Annotated in this window: 18 protein-coding genes; 11 read left to right on the forward strand and 7 right to left on the reverse strand. The window is 47.9% G+C overall.

What is annotated here, in order from left to right; genetic code table 11:
- Nucleotide 1 precedes the first annotated feature (1 nt).
- From BP97_RS0126785 to BP97_RS0126800, 4 genes are read right to left on the reverse strand one after another with little or no spacing between them, the layout of a single operon-like run.
- The gene (locus BP97_RS0126785) at nt 2-1,432 is read right to left on the reverse strand and encodes a GerAB/ArcD/ProY family transporter (protein WP_028551864.1); all 1,431 of its coding nucleotides are present in this window, start codon (nt 1,430-1,432) and stop codon (nt 2-4) included.
- Between the two features lie 33 nt (nt 1,433-1,465).
- The gene (locus tag BP97_RS0126790) at nt 1,466-1,696 is read right to left on the reverse strand and encodes a hypothetical protein (RefSeq protein WP_028551865.1); all 231 of its coding nucleotides are present in this window, start codon (nt 1,694-1,696) and stop codon (nt 1,466-1,468) included.
- Nucleotides 1,693-2,868, reverse strand: a complete 1,176-nt coding sequence (locus tag BP97_RS0126795) for a Ger(x)C family spore germination protein (protein WP_028551866.1) — start codon at nt 2,866-2,868, stop codon at nt 1,693-1,695. The genes BP97_RS0126790 and BP97_RS0126795 overlap by 4 nt, the downstream gene beginning before the upstream one ends.
- Nucleotides 2,868-4,493 (reverse strand): spore germination protein, encoded by a 1,626-nt coding sequence (locus BP97_RS0126800; RefSeq protein ID WP_028551867.1) that lies wholly within the window; start codon nt 4,491-4,493, stop codon nt 2,868-2,870. The genes BP97_RS0126795 and BP97_RS0126800 overlap by 1 nt, the downstream gene beginning before the upstream one ends.
- Nucleotides 4,494-4,681: 188 nt before the next feature.
- On the opposite strand from BP97_RS0126800, the gene cls reads away from it, so the two are divergent.
- Nucleotides 4,682-6,115, forward strand: a complete 1,434-nt coding sequence (cls, locus tag BP97_RS0126805; RefSeq protein ID WP_028551868.1) for a cardiolipin synthase — start codon at nt 4,682-4,684, stop codon at nt 6,113-6,115.
- Here the strand turns inward: cls and ligD are convergent.
- Together ligD and ggt are read right to left on the reverse strand one after the other, a co-directional pair.
- Nucleotides 6,112-7,011 (reverse strand): non-homologous end-joining DNA ligase, encoded by a 900-nt coding sequence (gene ligD / locus BP97_RS0126810; protein WP_028551869.1) that lies wholly within the window; start codon nt 7,009-7,011, stop codon nt 6,112-6,114. The genes cls and ligD overlap by 4 nt on opposite strands.
- Nucleotides 7,012-7,358: 347 nt before the next feature.
- A complete protein-coding gene (ggt, locus tag BP97_RS0126815) occupies nt 7,359-8,942 on the reverse strand; it encodes a gamma-glutamyltransferase (RefSeq protein WP_028551870.1) in 1,584 nt (527 codons plus the stop codon).
- A gap of 267 nt (nt 8,943-9,209) precedes the next feature.
- Between ggt and BP97_RS0126820 the strand changes: the two genes are divergently transcribed.
- The 3 genes from BP97_RS0126820 (at nt 9,210) to BP97_RS0126830 (ending at nt 11,292) form a co-directional block, all read left to right on the forward strand.
- Nucleotides 9,210-9,692 (forward strand): chromate efflux transcriptional regulator ChrS, encoded by a 483-nt coding sequence (locus BP97_RS0126820; protein ID WP_028551871.1) that lies wholly within the window; start codon nt 9,210-9,212, stop codon nt 9,690-9,692.
- Nucleotides 9,693-9,718: 26 nt separating this feature from the next.
- A complete protein-coding gene (locus tag BP97_RS0126825) occupies nt 9,719-10,264 on the forward strand; it encodes a chromate transporter (RefSeq protein ID WP_028551872.1) in 546 nt (181 codons plus the stop codon).
- A gap of 92 nt (nt 10,265-10,356) precedes the next feature.
- Nucleotides 10,357-11,292 carry an ATP-dependent DNA ligase gene (locus tag BP97_RS0126830; protein WP_028551873.1) on the forward strand — a complete coding sequence of 312 codons (936 nt, stop codon included), beginning with the start codon at nt 10,357-10,359 and terminating at the stop codon, nt 11,290-11,292.
- An 82-nt stretch (nt 11,293-11,374) separates the two neighbouring features.
- Here BP97_RS0126830 and ku read toward each other — a convergent pair whose 3' ends face one another.
- Complete coding sequence (gene ku / locus BP97_RS0126835) at nt 11,375-12,226, reverse strand: non-homologous end joining protein Ku (RefSeq protein ID WP_028551874.1); 852 nt, start codon at nt 12,224-12,226, stop codon at nt 11,375-11,377.
- Nucleotides 12,227-12,480: 254 nt separating this feature from the next.
- On the opposite strand from ku, the gene BP97_RS0126840 reads away from it, so the two are divergent.
- The 7 genes from BP97_RS0126840 (at nt 12,481) to tsaD (ending at nt 17,143) form a co-directional block, all read left to right on the forward strand.
- On the forward strand, nt 12,481-12,735 hold the full coding sequence (locus BP97_RS0126840) for a hypothetical protein (RefSeq protein WP_197035545.1): 255 nt from the start codon (nt 12,481-12,483) through the stop codon (nt 12,733-12,735).
- A 15-nt stretch (nt 12,736-12,750) separates the two neighbouring features.
- Nucleotides 12,751-12,933, forward strand: coding sequence for an H-type small acid-soluble spore protein (locus tag BP97_RS0126845; protein WP_028551876.1), 183 nt, complete (start codon nt 12,751-12,753; stop codon nt 12,931-12,933).
- Nucleotides 12,934-13,188: 255 nt separating this feature from the next.
- Complete coding sequence (gene thiL, locus BP97_RS0126850) at nt 13,189-14,220, forward strand: thiamine-phosphate kinase (RefSeq protein ID WP_028551877.1); 1,032 nt, start codon at nt 13,189-13,191, stop codon at nt 14,218-14,220.
- 15 nt (nt 14,221-14,235) lie between these two features.
- Nucleotides 14,236-14,721: a tRNA (adenosine(37)-N6)-threonylcarbamoyltransferase complex ATPase subunit type 1 TsaE gene (gene tsaE, locus BP97_RS0126855; protein ID WP_028551878.1), complete on the forward strand. Its 486-nt coding sequence runs from the start codon at nt 14,236-14,238 to the stop codon at nt 14,719-14,721.
- A complete protein-coding gene (gene tsaB, locus BP97_RS0126860) occupies nt 14,718-15,545 on the forward strand; it encodes a tRNA (adenosine(37)-N6)-threonylcarbamoyltransferase complex dimerization subunit type 1 TsaB (protein ID WP_028551879.1) in 828 nt (275 codons plus the stop codon). The genes tsaE and tsaB overlap by 4 nt, the downstream gene beginning before the upstream one ends.
- Before the next feature lie 15 nt (nt 15,546-15,560).
- A complete protein-coding gene (gene rimI, locus BP97_RS0126865; RefSeq protein WP_036746601.1) occupies nt 15,561-16,082 on the forward strand; it encodes a ribosomal protein S18-alanine N-acetyltransferase in 522 nt (173 codons plus the stop codon).
- Entirely contained in the window at nt 16,079-17,143 is a 1,065-nt protein-coding gene (gene tsaD, locus BP97_RS0126870) for a tRNA (adenosine(37)-N6)-threonylcarbamoyltransferase complex transferase subunit TsaD (protein WP_051621004.1), read from the forward strand. Before rimI ends, tsaD begins: the two co-directional genes overlap by 4 nt.
- Nucleotides 17,144-17,474 lie beyond the last annotated feature (331 nt).

Consider the following 17,474-nt stretch of genomic DNA (forward strand, 5'->3'; position numbering starts at 1 on the left):
TTTAAGTCCGCTGCTGTCTTGCTTGGACCAGTTCCATATAAGAGCTGATCACGGCCAGGATCATCGACAGCCCATAGACGATACCGCAACCGATACCAATAGCTGCATAATACTCGCTTCCCCACAGACCAAGCCCTACGGAAATCAAGCTAATCAACAGTAGAATGTTGCTCAACCGTGACCATAAATGGTACGAGGGACCATGGGATCCTTTCGATGGGCGGTTGCCCGGACTAGGTGCTTGTTGCCTGCCATCATTGTTAGAGGCGTTATTATCAGGTGGGTCCGAGCCCCCGTTGCCCTGATTGGCTGGCGACGGTTGTCTTGAGGCGCCGTTTTGACCCGTGTTGGGGATCGGGAACCTCCGCGCAAAAATGAGCAGCAGCAAGAGCATCAATGGCTGGTATGCTAGAGTGATGACCGAAGAGCTGTAATTTCCGAAGCTGAACACCTCGGTTGTATTTTTAAAAGCCAGTAGGGCTGTTAACAATACAAAAAAGCCGATCGGCGTATTGATGGTACTGTAATCTCTTTGCTTCACAAAACTCGCGATACCTGTCAGGAGAGCGAGGTAGATAAGAATATCCTTGCAGAACAGAATCGGCGCCCAAATACTTAGAATCAGCAGGTCCATCCGATCCAGAAAGTCGGTAATATGTATTTGCTGGACCAAATTATAGTTCGGATAAATAAGATTTCCCGTTATGACAGGACCGAACACCAGCACTTCCATCAGCAGGAAAATGCCAAGAAGCAGCGATGACAAAATAGCACCATGACGGAGTGCCGACCGTACCTGTTTGATTTGACTTATCGTATGAAGGAACGCACCTGCAATGAAAATATCCCCGTACCAACCAAGCGACAGCATGTTGCCGTAGAATACTTTAATCGTATCACCCGCCAGTATGGGTTCGATCAACGATTTGTCCAATTCATTGGACAGCATTAAAGGCATAAGCAATATCGTTAAGGCAAAGTTGGGAAAGAAAATGTCGTTTACCCGCGCTATGACTTCGATACTTGTCCGACCGAAGTACATGATGAGCAGGACGAGGATGAACAAGACAATTTCTTCCGGTGTATTGGGTAGAAGAATCGTTCCCATGAATTTACAGAACGACCGAACGTCACGAATCAACATCAGCCAGAAGTGAAAGATGATAATCAGGTTAAAGAGCAGGCCGATGGCTTTCCCCATAATGATTTTGTTGATTTCAAAAATGTTTTTGCCGGGAAAACGCTGTGAGAGCTTGTAAAAAACGTACGCGACGATGGCCACATATAGGGTCGGTACAATATAAGTGAACCAGGCATCCATGCGTGCGACTCGCACGAGATCATGCTGAATGCTGACAAGTCCTCCACCGGTTAGCAGCGAAGCGATAAGCCAAGCCATTTGCCGGTAGTTAATAATCTGCTTTGAATCCATTCCTTCACCTGCTTTGGTTTCATAAGTAATGATTCATCGTTGTACTATTGAATACACCCAAGGTGATACTTTATGGATGAAAAATCCTGTTGGCATGGGAATCTTTATTCCCATTAACGTAGACAAGTAAATGGCAAAGGTGACTGCAAAAATGCAGTAATACAATCCGCGAAGCGGTTTTTTTTGGCTTCTCAGCTTGCGAAGATCAAATAGGAAGGTAATCACCATGATGATAAGCAGGAAGACCATGAAAATTGAATTCATTTATCGTCACTCTCCTTCGTCACGTTTTGGTAGATTAACCCGGTCTCGATAAGCTTGCTGTTGATGGTAATGCTGAACTCGGCATCCTTCATAGCTTGCGGCCATTCCTTCGCATACTCCTTCTTCCAAGCATCAGGGAAGCTTCTCCATACGTAGGTGCCGAACTGAGCGGAATCCACCCGATTTTTTTTGCATTTCTCAATGACTTTGTTCATTGCATTCTTCATATATTCGTTCAGTAATTTTTCTATTTTCTCCACATTGTGGGGCTCACTGAGGTCAAGTTGCTTCTCGTCCTCTTGAAGAACGGCTTTAGCCTCTGTTTGAATATTGAAATGAAGCTTCTGGTTTTGGATGGAAGGGCGAATTTTCGTGCTAATCTCATGTACACGCAACCCAACCCCTCCTTGTTCGGGCCCGTTCGATATGGAAACCATCGTCTTGATCGACTCGTTCCGGAGCCAGGAGAAGCCTTGCGATTCTTCGTCTTCCAATGTGCCAATCATTTTATCTCCCCGGAATTGGGCGTAGCCGCGAACCTCAATTTCTTTGGACTTTTTTTCGCCTTTTTCAGAGTCTTTAGTCACCATATAGACCATAACGGGATCGCTGCCGGGAGCATTTAAGGCTACACCGACATCTTTCATGTTCAAGCTAATGACACTACCGGCTTTGGCCAACTCCCGTATCACCTCGGAAGGAAAGCGCTCGAATTTGGGGGTGGCCTGCAGCAGATCGTACGCTTTGCCTTTGGTGGCGATAAGATAGGAGGACATCCGATTCTCCGAGTTACGCGGGGACGAATCGAAAAAATCCCGAATGCCCTTCTTAGCTATTTCCTCACTGATGATCAGCGTTCTGCGATGGCCGAAAAACATGCGGCGCGACATTCTTTCCTGCAGCTTGGCTTGGGCATCCCGGAATGTGTTGCCTGCTTCAGAGTCTAGGTAATAGCTCTTCTCACCGCCTGTACCGCCACCGCCCCCCGTAGCTCCACCCATTTGCCCTGGAAGAGGAACCATGACTGTAATCCGGATCTTACCGTCTGGATCAAGATCAATAGCGGACGATACGACAAAAGCCACGTCATTGATTTCTGTTCTATCCCAGCACCCCGGAAGCAGGAGCAGTGAGAGAATCAGAAAAAGGTAGAGAACGCAATGCCTTCTCATTATTGAACGTCCCCTTTGTTTTTGTCTTTGTGCTCGATGTGCATCCCGCGTTGTCCGCCTTGCTCCTTGATTTCATTACTCGCCTCATCCCCCATCCGGATAGAATCCTTCACCGACATGTAGGCAGGGCGGTTTTTCATAGACCACCAAGGAGGCCGAATCATAACGTCCTTCAGATCGTTAGCAGAAAGGGGGCCGTAAGGAGAAAGATAAGGAACTCCGAAGGAACGTAAATTAGCCATATGACCCAGAATGAGCATGACGCAGATGAGTATGCCAAACAAACCGAATACCGCTGCGACGAACATGATAGGAAAGCGCAAAATCCGAACCGCAATCGCTGCATTGAAACGAGGAATGGTGAAGGAAGCGATCCCTGTCAAGGAAACGACAATAACCATTGGAGCGGACACAATACCCGCTTGGACAGCCGCTTGCCCGATGACAAGGGCCCCCAGAATACTGACGGCGGAACCGATGGTTTTAGGCAGTCGAATGCCAGCTTCCCGCAGTGCCTCGAACGTCGCCTCCAAGATGAACGCCTCCACCACGGCAGGGAATGGAATAGCCTCCCTTGAAGCGGCAACAGAGAGCAGCAGCGACGTCGGCAGGAGATCCTGGTGAAAGGTGGTGAAGGCCACATATAAGCCAGGGGTCAGCAACGACAAAATAAGCAGAGAATACCGAAGCCAACGAATCAATGTCATAATCTGGAAACGTTCGTAATAATCCTCAGTCGAGTGCAGCGCCTCTGCAAATACGAACGGAACGACCAGCACGAAGGGGGTTCCATCGACGATAATTCCTACACGCCCTTGAAGCAGGGCGGAGGCGACCACGTCCGGCCGTTCTGTGTATTGCACTTGAGGGAAAGGCGAATAAGCGGAATCTTGAATGAATTCTTCCAAATATCCGGTTTCCATTACTGCATCGATATCGATCTTCTCGAGGCGGCATAATACCTCTTCCACTAAGTTAGGATCAGCTATATCCTCCATATAAGTAACTACAATGCTCGTATTGCTTTCACGCCCGAGAGTCATTGGCGCCATTTTGAGTCTCGGCGTCTTGAGCTTTCTGCGGATCATCGACGTATTGGTACGCAAATTCTCGACAAAGCCTTCGCGAGGGCCACGGATAACGGATTCTGTTTCCGGTTCCTGTATGGACCGCTTCTCCATGCCGCGTATGCCCATCATAAGTGCTTCTTTATTTCCATCCACGATGAGTCCGGCATCGCCGCCCAGCACCGACATCAAAAGGGTTCCGTATTCCGTGGATTTCTGAATCTGCGAAACCGGCAAGGTCATCTCGAGAATGCGATCGATCTGCTGCTCCTCACCCTCCAGTATCATGAGCGCCTTCATCGCTTCATTCGCAAACTCCGTATTGACCATGCCGTCTATAAAAAACAGGATCGCTCTGGAACTGTGCTCGATCTGGAATTCTCTTATAACAAAATCCGAGCAGTCCTTAAACAGCTCGTTCAAATAGTTTTTGTTTTCCTCCATTGATACAAAAACAGGCATCGATTTAAGCTCGTCGATAAACTGATAATCGAAGTTTTGCAGCTTCTGACTTTTGGCCTTATCGGCTTGTTTGTTTTTGCTTCTCGATCCCAGCATGACGGCCTCCTTCATTTAGCACGAGCATCTGACGACTATTTTTCTCAAAAAAGGAATTTTTATTTATATTTTTTGAATAAAGCTGCAAAAGGATACAAAAACTGAATAGCTCCTAAGGGAACGGATTACAATAATACGGTACTGGATCGTTTTGGCTGGCTAACCTAGAGAAGGGAGGGACGATAACCGTGATATGGTTAGTTGCCGCACTGCTGCTGTTTATTTTTCAAATCATCACGATTTTATTTCATGAATTTCGGCATCCGTCCAAAACAGTAGCTTGGCTCGTGATTTTATTTATTCTTCCAATCATTGGATTTGTTATGTATTATTTTTTGGCCAAGGAATACACGCATCGCAAAAAGGTTCGCCGAAGAGGGCTTCGCTATATGATCGATCCGCGTCATGAGGGAAGACGATATGCAGCTTCACAGTCCAAGGAAGAGATACCGCAAATCGAAGGCTTGTGCAGAGAGCCAAGGCTTCACGCGTTGTTGAACAATATCCCGAGTTCCTCAGTTACCCAGCAGAATGAAGTGAAGGTGCTGACGAATGCCGACATGGCTTACGCAGCGATGCTGGAGGCGATTGAACAAGCCAAATGCTATGTTCATTTTGAGTTTTATACGATTCGGCATGATGAGACGGGACGCCAATTTCAGCAATTGCTAATCCGCAAAGTGCAGGAGGGCGTGAAGGTTCGATGTATTTTTGACGGGGTAGGTAGTTATAAGCTTGAAAACCGATTCTTGAATGAGCTGCGCAGTGCAGGAGTGGAAACGTATATTTTTTTGCCACCTCTGATTGCGTTCTTCGATAAACGAATGAATTACCGTAATCATCGCAAAATTGTAGTTGTGGATGGTGTAAAAGGGTTTCTCGGCGGCATTAATATCGGTGACGAGTATTTGGGAGGCAACCCTGACCTGGGATTTTGGCGAGATACGCATTTGGAACTCGTTGGGGATGCAGTCTATTCACTGCAATATACTTTTTTGACCGACTGGCAGTTCGTTAGCGGTAAGCAGTTGACGGACTCCATCTTGTTTCCGGAGCATGACAACAATACAGGCAGCAAACGGGTGCAAATCATCAGCAGCGGTCCGGATGCGCATTGGGATGCGATTTTGGAGATGTACTTCGGGGCGATAACAACGGCTAAGAAGCGCATCTTTATTACAACGCCATACTTCGTGCCTGATCCGAGCATCAGTATGGGGCTGAAAACAGCGGCCATCAGCGGTGTGGACGTGAAGGTCATCTATCCCTCGCGTCCCGATTCCAAGGTCGTCAACTATGCTTCGTTATCGTATTTTGAAGAGCTGCTTCAGGCAGGAGTCCGCTTTTATTCATATGAAAAAGGCTTCATGCATGCCAAGGTTATCATTATCGACGATATCTTGGCGTCCGTAGGCACGGCGAATATGGATATGCGAAGCTTCTTCAGCAATTTCGAGATGAATGCGGTGCTGTTCGATAAGGAGTCGATTCAGCGCCTTGAAGCGGATTTCCTCCAGGATTTGAAGGACAGCAAGGAGCTTAAGCTCGAAGTGTTCGAGAAACGGTCGCAGATGCAAAAAAGCAAAGAGGTAATTGCAAGACTCCTGTCTCCGCTTTTTTAAGTCGATTGAATGAAGGACAGCACCTTATCCAAATTTTGCGGTGGAACCCTCTTGATTAGATCGCCCTGCTCTTGAAGACGCTGCTCTATCGTAAGCAGATTGAACTCGCGAGGATCGCAGCGGCGAGCGACCTCCTCCCAGTGAAGCGGGGTAGAGACTGTGGCGTCTCTTCTTGCACGAGGGGTGTAGGGAGCCGACAGCGTTTTTCCATACCAATGCTGTAAATAATCGAAGTAAATTAACGTACCGCGATCTTTCTTTAACCTTTCTATTGTAAAAAGGCGTGGATGCTTCTGAACCGCAAAAGATGCGACGAAAAATCCGATTTTGCGCAGCTGCTCGAAGGAGTAACGGCGTTCGATGGGGACATAGATCTGCACTCCGGTAGCACCAGAGGTTTTCGGAATGGAGCGGATATTCATCTTGTCCAATGCTTCGCCTATCACCTCAGCGGCTTCCATAATACGCGGCTCAGGATCCAAGGTGGGATCAATGTCGATCAACCACTCCTCCGGCAGCTGCTCCCCTATCCGGTGGAAGGAAGGATGAAATTCCAGACAAGCCAGATTGCCGAGCCACAGCAAAGTAGGGATGGAATCCAGATGTACATAGTTAATGCCATCGAGCTCCGCCGTTTTAACGAAAGGGGGGATAGGCTCGGGGGCGTTTTTTTGATAAAACGATTTATCGGCATAGCCGTTTGGGAAGCGAATCGTCGTCAAATAACGACTCCGGGTATAGTCTAACAAGTAGGGAGCCAACTTAAGCAGCTTTTCCAAATACATGATTTTGGTGATGCCCATCTCGGGCCATAGCAGCTTATTCGGATTCGTAATCGTAATTTCTTCCCCTTCGATGATAACGGTCCCTTTGCTATGCTTGGATGCAGTTGCCATAAGATTAACTCCTCTCAAGAAAACAGGGTGGATTCATAGTCCGAAAGAAAGGTTTTCTACCCTATTATGGTCGTGGAGCGTTGAATCCAAACATGAGCGGGGAGAGAGGAAGGCTTAGGTGAACAGCGTGAAAAAAGACCAGTGGATCGCTATAACGATCCCCAGTCTGTCAAGAAACCTGCTTCTTCGAGAAATTTGATATATCTTAGGTGAGGTATGCCTCGGAGGAGCGATAGCGTCCGCCTTTGTTCTTGGGAAATCCCCGCTGCAAAGCGAATAAATTAAAAATTTCCCAAGAACAACAGCGGCTGGAGGGGCATCCCCACCGAAGTAAAGTCTTTTCAGCTTTACCAACCAATGCTCAACCCGTCGCTTCGAGGATCGACGCCTCCGTAGAGGAAGCCTTTGTCGTCAATACGTATGGCGTGAGCATGTCCCATTATGGGATCATAGTCCCTCACTCTGCGAACCTCATGACCTGCATTACTTAAGCGTTCAGCTACATCAGGATCGATGCGACCTTCCAGCTTTAATTCCTGTGATGCATTCCCCCAAGTACGCCCCCATACAAAACGAGGCTCGCTGACGGCTTCCTGCGGGTGCATGCCGTAATCGATCATACGGGTAATGATCGCCGTCTGTGTCTGCGGTTGTCCTTCTCCGCCCTGGGTTCCGTAAAGAATGGCTGGCTTTCCGTTCTTGCATGCTAATGCAGGCATCAGAGTATGGAAGGATCGCTTGTTTGGCTGCAAAGAGTTGATATGCCCCGGATCGAGCGAGAAGAAGGAGCCCCTGTTTTGCAGAAGGATTCCAGTTTCTCCGGCCACGACACCTGAACCAAACTCAAAGTACAGACTCTGAATAAACGATACCGCATTGCCTTCTTCATCGACAACGGCGGCATAGGCGGTATCGCTTCCCATAGGCCTTCCACCTTCAGGCGGCATTGCCGATTCCATCGAGATGGCCTCGTACAGCTGACGAGCATAGGTCGAATCCAGCAGCTTATCCAACGGGATGTGGCTGAACTCGGGATCGGTCAGAACCGCATTGCGATCGAGGAAGCTGCGCTTCAAGGCCTCCACCAGCAGATGATAATACTCGTATGATCCATGTTCGATTTGCTGCATATCGCAATGCTCCAATATGTTCAGAGCCATCAAGCCTACGAAGCCTTGAGAATTGGGCGGCAATTGATACACTGTATAGCCTCTGTACGAGCTAGACACCGGCGTTACCCAATTGCCGCGATGGGCGGCCAAGTCCTCTGAAGTAAGCAGCCCTCCCTGCTCCTTAAGGAAATCCACGATGGCGTGAGCCAGCTTCCCTGTATAGAAAGCATCCCGTCCTTGCTCCGCAATTGCACGCAAGCTGTCAGCCAAGTGACGTTGTATAAAGCGTTCTCCTGGTTGAGGTATCCGACCGTTGGGCGTATAGATTTCGGAGGTGTGAGGGATATTCGAGAGCAGCTCGTAATTGTTCAAGGTGTGTTGATATTGGTCGTTCGTCATCGGAAATCCCTCGGAGGCGTAAGCAATAGCTGGCTCGAGTACCTCCTGAAGTGTTAGCCTGCCGTATTCGCGAAGCATCGCATCCCAGCTATCTACCATCCCGGGTACGGTGATGGCGCTGCGTACACCGCGAAAAGGAATGCTTGCCTCTCCCTTATACTTATCTATAGTTACGCCCAAGCCGGATCGACCGCTGCCGTTATAGGCTCTCACCCCGTCCTCTTGCTTGTTATAGCACAGCCAAAAGGAATCGCCTCCGATTCCTGTCATATGAGGATACACGACCGCCAAACAGGCGCTTATTGCGACGGCGGCATCATAAGCATTGCCCCCTTGCTGAAGAATGCGGCTGCCTGCCATGGAGGCCAAATAATGAGGACTTACAACCATTGTTTTCGTTCCGATGACGGATCGGTTCATACAGGTCGAGCTCCTTTGCGTTGGAATGAAATAGGAAATAAGGATACGATGAATATTATAAAAAATGTTATGTATTGTGACATAAATCATTCGGTACTATGATACGTTAAACATTAACATAGTTCGTGTTTAGCAGACAATAATAAATTTCGTTTTGATTGAAATTTTATTTACAGTCCATCGTATGATGGATATAATTAATTTTATTCTTACGATTCGAACGACAATATAGAAAATATTATTGCGAAAAGAAAGTGGTGAATCATTATGGATCAACAGGTAGTTCCTCTTCAATCTGTCGTTGAATTGGATGAATATGATCGCAAAATTTTAGATGCGCTGCACGATAACGGAAGAATATCTTACACGGATTTAGGCAGAGACATCGGACTTTCCCGTGTTGCCGTACAATCACGCATCAGCTCATTAATGGAGCAGGGAGTTATCGAGAAATTTACTGCTGTAATCAACCCTGGGCGGATTGGCATGAGCGTCTCCACCTTTTTTAATGTGGACATCGAGCCTCAATATTTACAGCAGGTCGCCGAAAAGCTGGCTCAGGAGACGGAAGTCACCAGCCTGTATCATATGACAGGCCCCAGCAAGCTTCATATGCATGGAATTTTCAACGATTTTCAGCAAATGGAGGCATTCCTTGTTGAGAAGCTGTATACGATGCCGGGGATTGTTAGTGTAGATTGCCAAATGTTAATTAAACGCTATAAAAGCCGTATGGGAATGAAGCTCTAAGCTTTTGGAAAAAAGGAGAAACAGCTATGTGGATGACATTGTGGAATTTATTTATTGCGTTTGGAAGAGCGACGATGCTCGGGTATGGCGGAGGACCGTCGATTATTCCGCTTTACCAGAATGAGGTTGTGAGGATGGGGTGGATGAGCCCGGAGGAATTCGGCAACGCCTTGGCCTTCGGTAATGCCCTGCCCGGACCCATAGCTACGAAGCTGGCAGCTTACATAGGATTCAAAATCGCAGGCTGGCTGGGCGCCTTTGTCGCGCTGTCCGCTGTTGTATTGCCAACGGCTTTATTGATGGTAGCGCTCGTAGGAGTGATGATGAAGCTGCAGAACAATCCCATTATACGAGGGATGATAAAAGGGGTTCAGCCAGTTATCTTCGTCATGATGGCGATGCTTGCTTTTGATTTTGCCAAATATGTATTCAAACCGAGTGAAGGCGTAATTAGCTTCCTGCCCTTTATACTGGGTGCCGGTTATTTCGTCATGGTGCAATATTTGAATGTTAACGCGGCATGGGGAATCGTAGCTTCGCTGGTCGTAGGGGCGATCTTTTTTAGAGGCTAAGCTTGGATGAACGGCTGAGAGGCTGATTGCAGAATGATCCGATGAGAGTTTGTCCATACTTGGGAACAAGACTAGTTCATCCGGAGGTAGCTATGCAATTAGAACCGATCATCCCTTTCGAGCCGGTATCAACGGATAGGCTGCCCGAGGGAGAAGAATGGATCGCGCAGGTTAAGTGGGACGGCGTAAGAATGCTGACTTATTATGATGGTAAGGAGACCAGGTTGATTAACCGTAGGCTCAATGAACGGACAATGCAGTATCCGGAACTGATTGACGTAAGAGCTTATTGTTCAGCGGAATCCGTTATATTGGACGGAGAGATTGTCGCTCTTGAGGGAATGAAGCCATCGTTTCACCAAGTAATGAAACGAGACGGACTTCGAAGTGAGCAGAAGGTGCGAACTGTCCAGCCGCACATACCCATCGTGTACATGATTTTTGACGTTCTGTTTGTTAATGGAGAGTGGGTAACCGGACAGAGCCTCCGTCAACGGCAGCAAATTTTGGAGCAAATCATTCATCCTGTACCGCAAGTACAGCTGGTTCCAAGCTACAAGGAAATTAGAGGGCTCTATGAAGTCGTCAAGCAGCATCAGTTGGAAGGGATCGTGTGCAAGGATTTGAACAGCGTCTATGCAATTCGAGGTAAAGACCGGCGATGGATGAAAAAGAAACTGTTCCAGGACACGGTTGCTGTTGTGGGTGGAGTGACTTATAGGGCAGGCACGGTGAACGCACTGCTGCTTGGGTTATATGACGAGGAAGGAAAGCTCTGGTACATAGGTCACGCAGGTGCCGGTAAGATGACCGTGCAAGATTGGAAGACGGTGACAAAGAAAGTGGAGCAGCTTCGCATGGATAACAAACCATTCGCTAACAACCCGGAAAGAAGTAAGGAAGCGACTTGGATCGAGCCGGTTCTTACGGTCAAGGTTCATTTTATGGAGTGGACAAACAACAGGACGCTGCGCCAGCCAAGTATTCAATCATTCGTTGATATATCTCCTCAGGAGTGCAGGTTATAATGAAGACAAAGCAAAGCCGACAATCGGTAATATACCGGAAATGTCGGCTTTTTTGCTGTAATCATCTCATGCTTGAGCCATATTAGGAGACGGTCTCTTCTTTAACCTTTCTTTTTGTTTTCGGTTTTTTATCCTTCGTGCTGGTAGGAGCATCGGTTTCTGGCACCGGCTTCATCGCGTCCAGACTGGCTTGCAGGGCAGACATTAGATCGATGACGTTTGTTTTATGCGGCTCTGGAGCCACGCTGACTTGTTGTCCATTTACTTTTTGCTCAATGGCTTGAAGGAGAGACTCGCGGTAATCATCTTTATACTTTTCCGGTTCAAAAGGGGTCGTCAGCTGATCAATTAACATTTTAGCCATTTGCAATTCTTTGTCGTTCACGTTGCTTTGCTCCGGCAGATTGGGAACTTGATCAATGGACCGAATTTCATCAGGGTAAAAAATGGTTTCCATTGCAATGCAATTGTCGATGACACGTACGGCAGCCAAGCTGCTTTTGGAGCGAATCGATACTTTGGCAATGCCAATTTTACCGGTTTGCTTCATTGCTTCCAGCAGGAGGTTATAAGCGTTGGCTCCTGTTTCGTTCGGCGCTAAATAATACGTTTTTTGAAAGTAAATCGGGTCAATATCGGTCAGCTGGACAAAATCGAGTATTTTAATCTCTTTTGTGACCTCGCCGTTCAGCTTCTCCAGCTCATCCTTTTCGAACAAAACGAAAGAACCGGGCTCATACTCATAGCCTCTAGCGATTTCCTCCCACTCGACCTCACGTTCGCAAGTAAGGCATTTCCTTACAAAATTGAGCGGTGTCGTACATTCCTTGTGAATGTAACGCATCGAAATATCTTTATCCTCGGTAGCTGAAAACATTTTGACCGGGACGTGAACCAGACCGAAGCTGATGGCCCCTTTCCATACTGTATGCATAGTATTCCTCCTTAGAGTTTTGCGAAGCAAAACTGACTTCGAAAGCAATCACTTAGAGTTTTGCGAAGCAAAACTTGCATCGAAAGCATTCACTTGAGTTTTGCGAAGCAAAAACCAATCCGTATCTTATAAATAACAGTATCCCCAATTTGGCAATTGTGTATGAATGAACGGGGTAAGCGGAGGGACATGATACAAATAAGCCAAATGGTGATGAACAACATCGTCGCTGCCGACAAAGGAGGAGCCAAGCTATGGAGAACAACAATAACTCGTTAACAGCGGGGCAAGAAGCTGCTCAAAATCAAGATGAGTCCGCTGCATTGACCAATGAACAGTCAAGTACGACCGATACGTGTCATCAAGGTCGGGAAGACTATTTTATGGATATTGACCGGATGGTTAACGAAGGATTGGGTGGAGGCTATGTTAGTCTTAATAACGGCCTTATTGAGGAATCCACTACCGATACAATGGATCATCCCGAGTCGGTTCTACGTGAAGAATGAGGGGGTGAGACTTGGATGAAGTTATATCGCGCCCAAGAAATTTTGCAGTCCGAAGCCAAAATCGATGTGGAGTTGAATGGTGTCTCCGTATGGATTGACAGTGTGGATCCCGAGAAGGAAACCGCAAAGGTTCATGTGGAGCTTCAACCAGCCGACTCCAGAGTCGTTCCAGTAGACGAGCTGCAAGAAATTCAATAAAGCTTGCTACCCTGCCTTTAAGTGCTTACTGCGCTGGAGGCAGGGCTTTTTTATGTCATAAGAATGTTTAAGTTCAATAAAGCAGACAGCGCATTGGAAAAACATTTCTTATTCGCGATAAAACCATCGATGGGAACGCGATCGTTCTTCCTCTAAAAGGCCTCGATAGAAGGTACCTCAGGTCTGGAACGTGTATTGCTACGTATGGGGGAGAGGGCTATAATAGGGAGAACAAGGTACGGAGGCGGTTTGAGATTGAGTTCTTTAGATGAGTTTGCACTTATTCACAGGCTTACACAGGGCAAGCAGTCGTTGGCTTTTCAACAGGCAAGCGGCGTAGAAATCGGAATCGGAGACGATGCGGCGGTAGCCCATCTTGCTCCTGGCAGTCAGCTCGTTATGACTTGCGATACGATGACGGAGCAAATCCATTTTAAAGACATCACGATGCGTAATCCGGATATAGGGTACAAAGCGATGGCGGCAGCCGTAAGCGATATTGCAGCCATGGGAGCGATCCCGCGTTACGCATTGGTCGCTGTGAGCTTCCCTAAAGAAACGTCACAGACTCGGATGGAAGAGATTTATGAAGGGCTATACGAATGCGCAAATCGTTGGAGCGTCGTGATTGTGGGTGGTGATACCACTTCTTCGGCAGGCGGAATTACGGTATCGGTTACCGTTATTGGCGAGGTTGAGGCAGGAAAAGCATTATTAAGGTCCGCAGCGAAGCCGGGAGATGTGCTCTTTGCAACAGGAGAGCTGGGGCGATCTGCGGCAGGTCTGGATTTTCTGCTTGCTCAGAACGTTCCTAATAAACAATGGAATGATGACCTCAATTGGAAGGAAAGACTTTCGCTTATTCAAGCGCACTGCAGGCCGGAGCCGCAGGTTGAAGCGGGTCAACTGCTGCAGAAGTCGGGTGTTTGCCATGCGTTGAACGATGTGAGCGATGGCTTGGCGAGCGAAGCTTGGGAAATTGCGGAGGCTTCGGACATCGGCATTGACCTCATAGAGGATCGAATTCCGATAGCGGACGAGCTGATGTCTTATGCACAGCAGGCTGGGAAGGACCCTCTAGATTTTGTTCTGTTCGGCGGTGAGGATTATCAACTGGTCGGAACCATGCAGGCCGAGCATGCCATCACACTGCAAATGAAATTTAAAGAAGCCGGTCTCACTCTTCATATTATTGGGTATGTAAATGCCGAAACGAAGGGTGTTCGTCTTGTTCAAAGCAGCGGGTACGTCTTACCAATAGAGAAAAAAGGGTATAATCATTTTTGAAGGGATGGATCCCAAGTGACTGAACCGGCCTCATATATATATCACGCGGATAATTTGGAACACACCGCACAGTTGGCCGCTCATCTTGCCTGTCATTTTGAGCCTGGCACGGTTATAACACTGGACGGCGACTTGGGTGCCGGAAAAACCGCATTTTCCCAAGCAGTGGCTAAGGCAATTGGGGTACGGCATGTCGTGAACAGTCCGACGTTTACTATTATAAAAGAATATGTTGGGGATCACCTTCCCTTTTATCATATGGATGTGTATCGCTTATCTCAGGATGAAGCGGATGAGCTCGGCTTAGACGAGTATTTTTTCGGGGAGGGCATTACTTTGGTGGAATGGTCTTCACTCATCGTCGATTTGCTGCCTCCCGAGAGGCTGTCCGTTACGATTGAACATGCCGGTGATACGGAACGTGTTTTCCGATTGACCCCTCATGGTCAGCCTTATGAACAGTGGTGCACAGAATTAAAGGAGAACGGAATATTGCTATGAATACATTAAATGCTTTACATGGCACCTTACTTGCCATTGATACGTCGACCAGTTCGATGTCGATTGCTTTGGTACGCGGAAATGAGCTGCTCGGTGAAATAAACTCTATGGCGGAGCGGAATCATTCCATTCATCTGCTCCCACAAATTCAACAGCTGCTGACCGCTAACGGTCTGTCTGCAAAAGAGTTGGATGCTTTTGGTGTCGGTGTAGGTCCAGGTTCTTACACCGGTGTGAGAATCGGAGTGACTGCAGCCAAAACCTTTGCTTGGACGCACGAGATGGCACTGCTTGCTGTTTCCAGCTTGGAGACGATGGCGCTTGGGGCGGCCGAAGCTCATTTACTTGGCGAAAAGGTGTTTGAAAGAGATGGCGGGACAAAGCTTAGTGCTTTAGAAACCGTTCAAAATCAACCGCGGACTCTTTGGATTGTACCTATGATTGAAGCACGCCGTGGACAAGCGTTTACTGGACTTTATCAGGTATCGAATCAGCAATGGAGCTGTTTGGAATCAGATAGTATCCGCTTAATGTCAACATGGACGGAACAATTGCTTCAGCGTACCAGATCTAGTAACGGAAGCAAGCCGGACTGCATCCTTTTCGCAGGAGAAACTAAGCTGCATGGTGAAGTGCTTCAGCGTTTTTTTGCAGATTGGGAAGGGGAAGCCGCTGAGCTGCAGCATGAGATTCGGGCGCGTCATTTAGCTGAGCTTGCTCAGGTCCGCTGGGGCGAAGGACGAACGGAGGCCCCTCATGGACTAGTGCCCAATTATACACAGCTGCCGGAAGCAGAAGCCAAATTATTGGCCCAAAAATCGTAAGGGAGGCTTCTCGGATTGGATCGACTAGAGCGAAGCGATGAAACATTGGGCCCTTTGGAATTTCGCTCCATGCAAATGGAGGATATTCCGGCCATATGTGAGATAGAGCAAGAAGCGTTCACGACGCCTTGGACAGCAGGAGCGTTTCAGAATGAATTAACGAACAACCAGTTTGCCCGTTACATGGTAATGGAATGCGACGGAGAGGTTGCCGGCTATGGCGGAATGTGGCTCATTATGGAAGAGGCCCATGTGACCAACGTGGCTGTAAGGGAAAAATACCGCGGCAAAAAGCTTGGCGAACGTTTAATGCGCGAGCTGCAAAAAACGGCTAGCTTCTTCGGCGCTGTGCGTATGACATTGGAGGTTCGTCCTTCGAATCATATAGCGATAAGATTGTATGAAAAGCTTGGCTTTTATTCAGTAGGTCTGCGGCGCGGGTACTATACGGACAATCGTGAAGATGCGATGATCATGTGGGCGGATCTACCGAAATATAATCATAATTTGAATGAATTAACAGGGGATTTGTCATGAAAACAAATGATTCGTTGGAGCGGGAAGAGTCTCTCTCCCAACAGAAACCAACTTATATATTGGCAATAGAAACAAGCTGCGACGAGACTTCGGTGGCTATTGTTGAGGACGGGACTAAGATCTTGTCGAATGTGGTGTCCAGTCAGATTGAGACCCATAAGCGGTTCGGCGGCGTTGTTCCCGAAGTGGCATCAAGACAGCATGTCGAAAGCATCACCTGGATTATAGAGCAGGCATTTGAACAGGCCAAGCTTCGTCCAGCAGATATATCTGCCATTGCGGTCACACAAGGACCTGGAATGGTCGGAGCTTTGCTTGTGGGGCTTGTAGCCGCCAAATCGTTGGCGTGCGCGCTTGAGCTTCCTTTGATTGGGGTTCATCATATCGCCGGGCATATTTATGCTAATCAGCTTGTTCGTGAGCTGGAGTATCCTTTTGTTTCTCTTGTCGTTTCCGGAGGTCATACGGAGCTTGTCTACGTAGAATCCGAGGGGAGCTTTCAAATCATCGGCCAAACACGGGACGATGCTGCTGGCGAAGCTTACGATAAGGTTGCGCGAGCGCTTAAGCTGCCGTATCCCGGCGGCCCGCATATTGACCGGCTAGCCCATGAAGGAGAGGAGGCCGTGCCTCTTCCCCGTGCTTGGCTGGAGCCGGATTCATACGATTTCAGCTTCAGCGGGCTGAAATCGGCTGTGTTGGCCGTGCTGAATCAGGCCAACATGAAGGGCCAGCAGCTTGCGCCGCAAGCTGTAGCGAAGGGCTTCCAGGACTCGGTTATCGACGTCCTGGTGGAGAAAGCGAGCCGCGCCGTACAAGCTTACGGCGCGAAGCAGCTGCTGTTGGCGGGCGGAGTGGCCGCCAACAAGGGACTTCGGCAGCGGCTTGCCGCGCGCTGCTCGGAAATAGGCGTGCCGCTGCTTGCGCCTCCTATGAGTCTCTGCACCGACAACGCCGCGATGATTGCGGCCGCCGCTTTCTTGAAGTGGCGGCGGGGACAATTCTCGGCCTTGGATATAACGGCCGATCCTATGCTAAAGCTTGAGGAATGGTCCGTATAATAGATGCCGTCGAATGTTGAACTCGACGGCATTTTTTATGGGTTCATGAATGGAATAATTTTCAATTGAATTTATACTTGCAATTGTTGTCGAGATTTGGTACATTACTACTTGTCGCTTCTGAGACAAGCACTTTTGAAAAAGAAACAAACAATGAATTGAAAAAAAGTACTTGCAACGAAGTAGGCAAATGTGATATATTAATCAGGTCGCTTTTGACGGATGTCGAAAACGAACGAAGATTGTCCTTTGAAAACTGAACAACGAGTGAATGTTTTAAAGAGAATGAAAATTCTCGCTAGCATTGAATTTTGAGCTTAAGACAAGCTCT

The sequence above is a fragment of the Paenibacillus sp. UNC451MF genome (assembly GCF_000686845.1).
Classification (GTDB): domain Bacteria; phylum Bacillota; class Bacilli; order Paenibacillales; family NBRC-103111; genus Paenibacillus_S.

What these genes read in the sequence shown, in the direction of transcription:
- ku (WP_028551874.1), bottom strand. Translation starts at nt 12,226, where the DNA reads ATGCATACAGTATGGAAAGGGGCCATCAGCTTCGGTCTGGTTCACGTC.
- BP97_RS0126785 (WP_028551864.1), bottom strand. Translation starts at nt 1,432, where the DNA reads ATGGATTCAAAGCAGATTATTAACTACCGGCAAATGGCTTGGCTTATC.
- BP97_RS0126795 (WP_028551866.1), bottom strand. Translation starts at nt 2,868, where the DNA reads ATGAGAAGGCATTGCGTTCTCTACCTTTTTCTGATTCTCTCACTGCTC.
- BP97_RS0126830 (WP_028551873.1), top strand. Translation starts at nt 10,357, where the DNA reads ATGCAATTAGAACCGATCATCCCTTTCGAGCCGGTATCAACGGATAGG.
- BP97_RS0126840 (WP_197035545.1), top strand. Translation starts at nt 12,481, where the DNA reads ATGGAGAACAACAATAACTCGTTAACAGCGGGGCAAGAAGCTGCTCAA.
- ggt (WP_028551870.1), bottom strand. Translation starts at nt 8,942, where the DNA reads ATGAACCGATCCGTCATCGGAACGAAAACAATGGTTGTAAGTCCTCAT.
- tsaD (WP_051621004.1), top strand. Translation starts at nt 16,079, where the DNA reads ATGAAAACAAATGATTCGTTGGAGCGGGAAGAGTCTCTCTCCCAACAG.
- ligD (WP_028551869.1), bottom strand. Translation starts at nt 7,011, where the DNA reads ATGGCAACTGCATCCAAGCATAGCAAAGGGACCGTTATCATCGAAGGG.
- BP97_RS0126820 (WP_028551871.1), top strand. Translation starts at nt 9,210, where the DNA reads ATGGATCAACAGGTAGTTCCTCTTCAATCTGTCGTTGAATTGGATGAA.
- BP97_RS0126825 (WP_028551872.1), top strand. Translation starts at nt 9,719, where the DNA reads ATGTGGATGACATTGTGGAATTTATTTATTGCGTTTGGAAGAGCGACG.
- BP97_RS0126790 (WP_028551865.1), bottom strand. Translation starts at nt 1,696, where the DNA reads ATGAATTCAATTTTCATGGTCTTCCTGCTTATCATCATGGTGATTACC.
- tsaB (WP_028551879.1), top strand. Translation starts at nt 14,718, where the DNA reads ATGAATACATTAAATGCTTTACATGGCACCTTACTTGCCATTGATACG.
- BP97_RS0126845 (WP_028551876.1), top strand. Translation starts at nt 12,751, where the DNA reads ATGAAGTTATATCGCGCCCAAGAAATTTTGCAGTCCGAAGCCAAAATC.
- BP97_RS0126800 (WP_028551867.1), bottom strand. Translation starts at nt 4,493, where the DNA reads ATGCTGGGATCGAGAAGCAAAAACAAACAAGCCGATAAGGCCAAAAGT.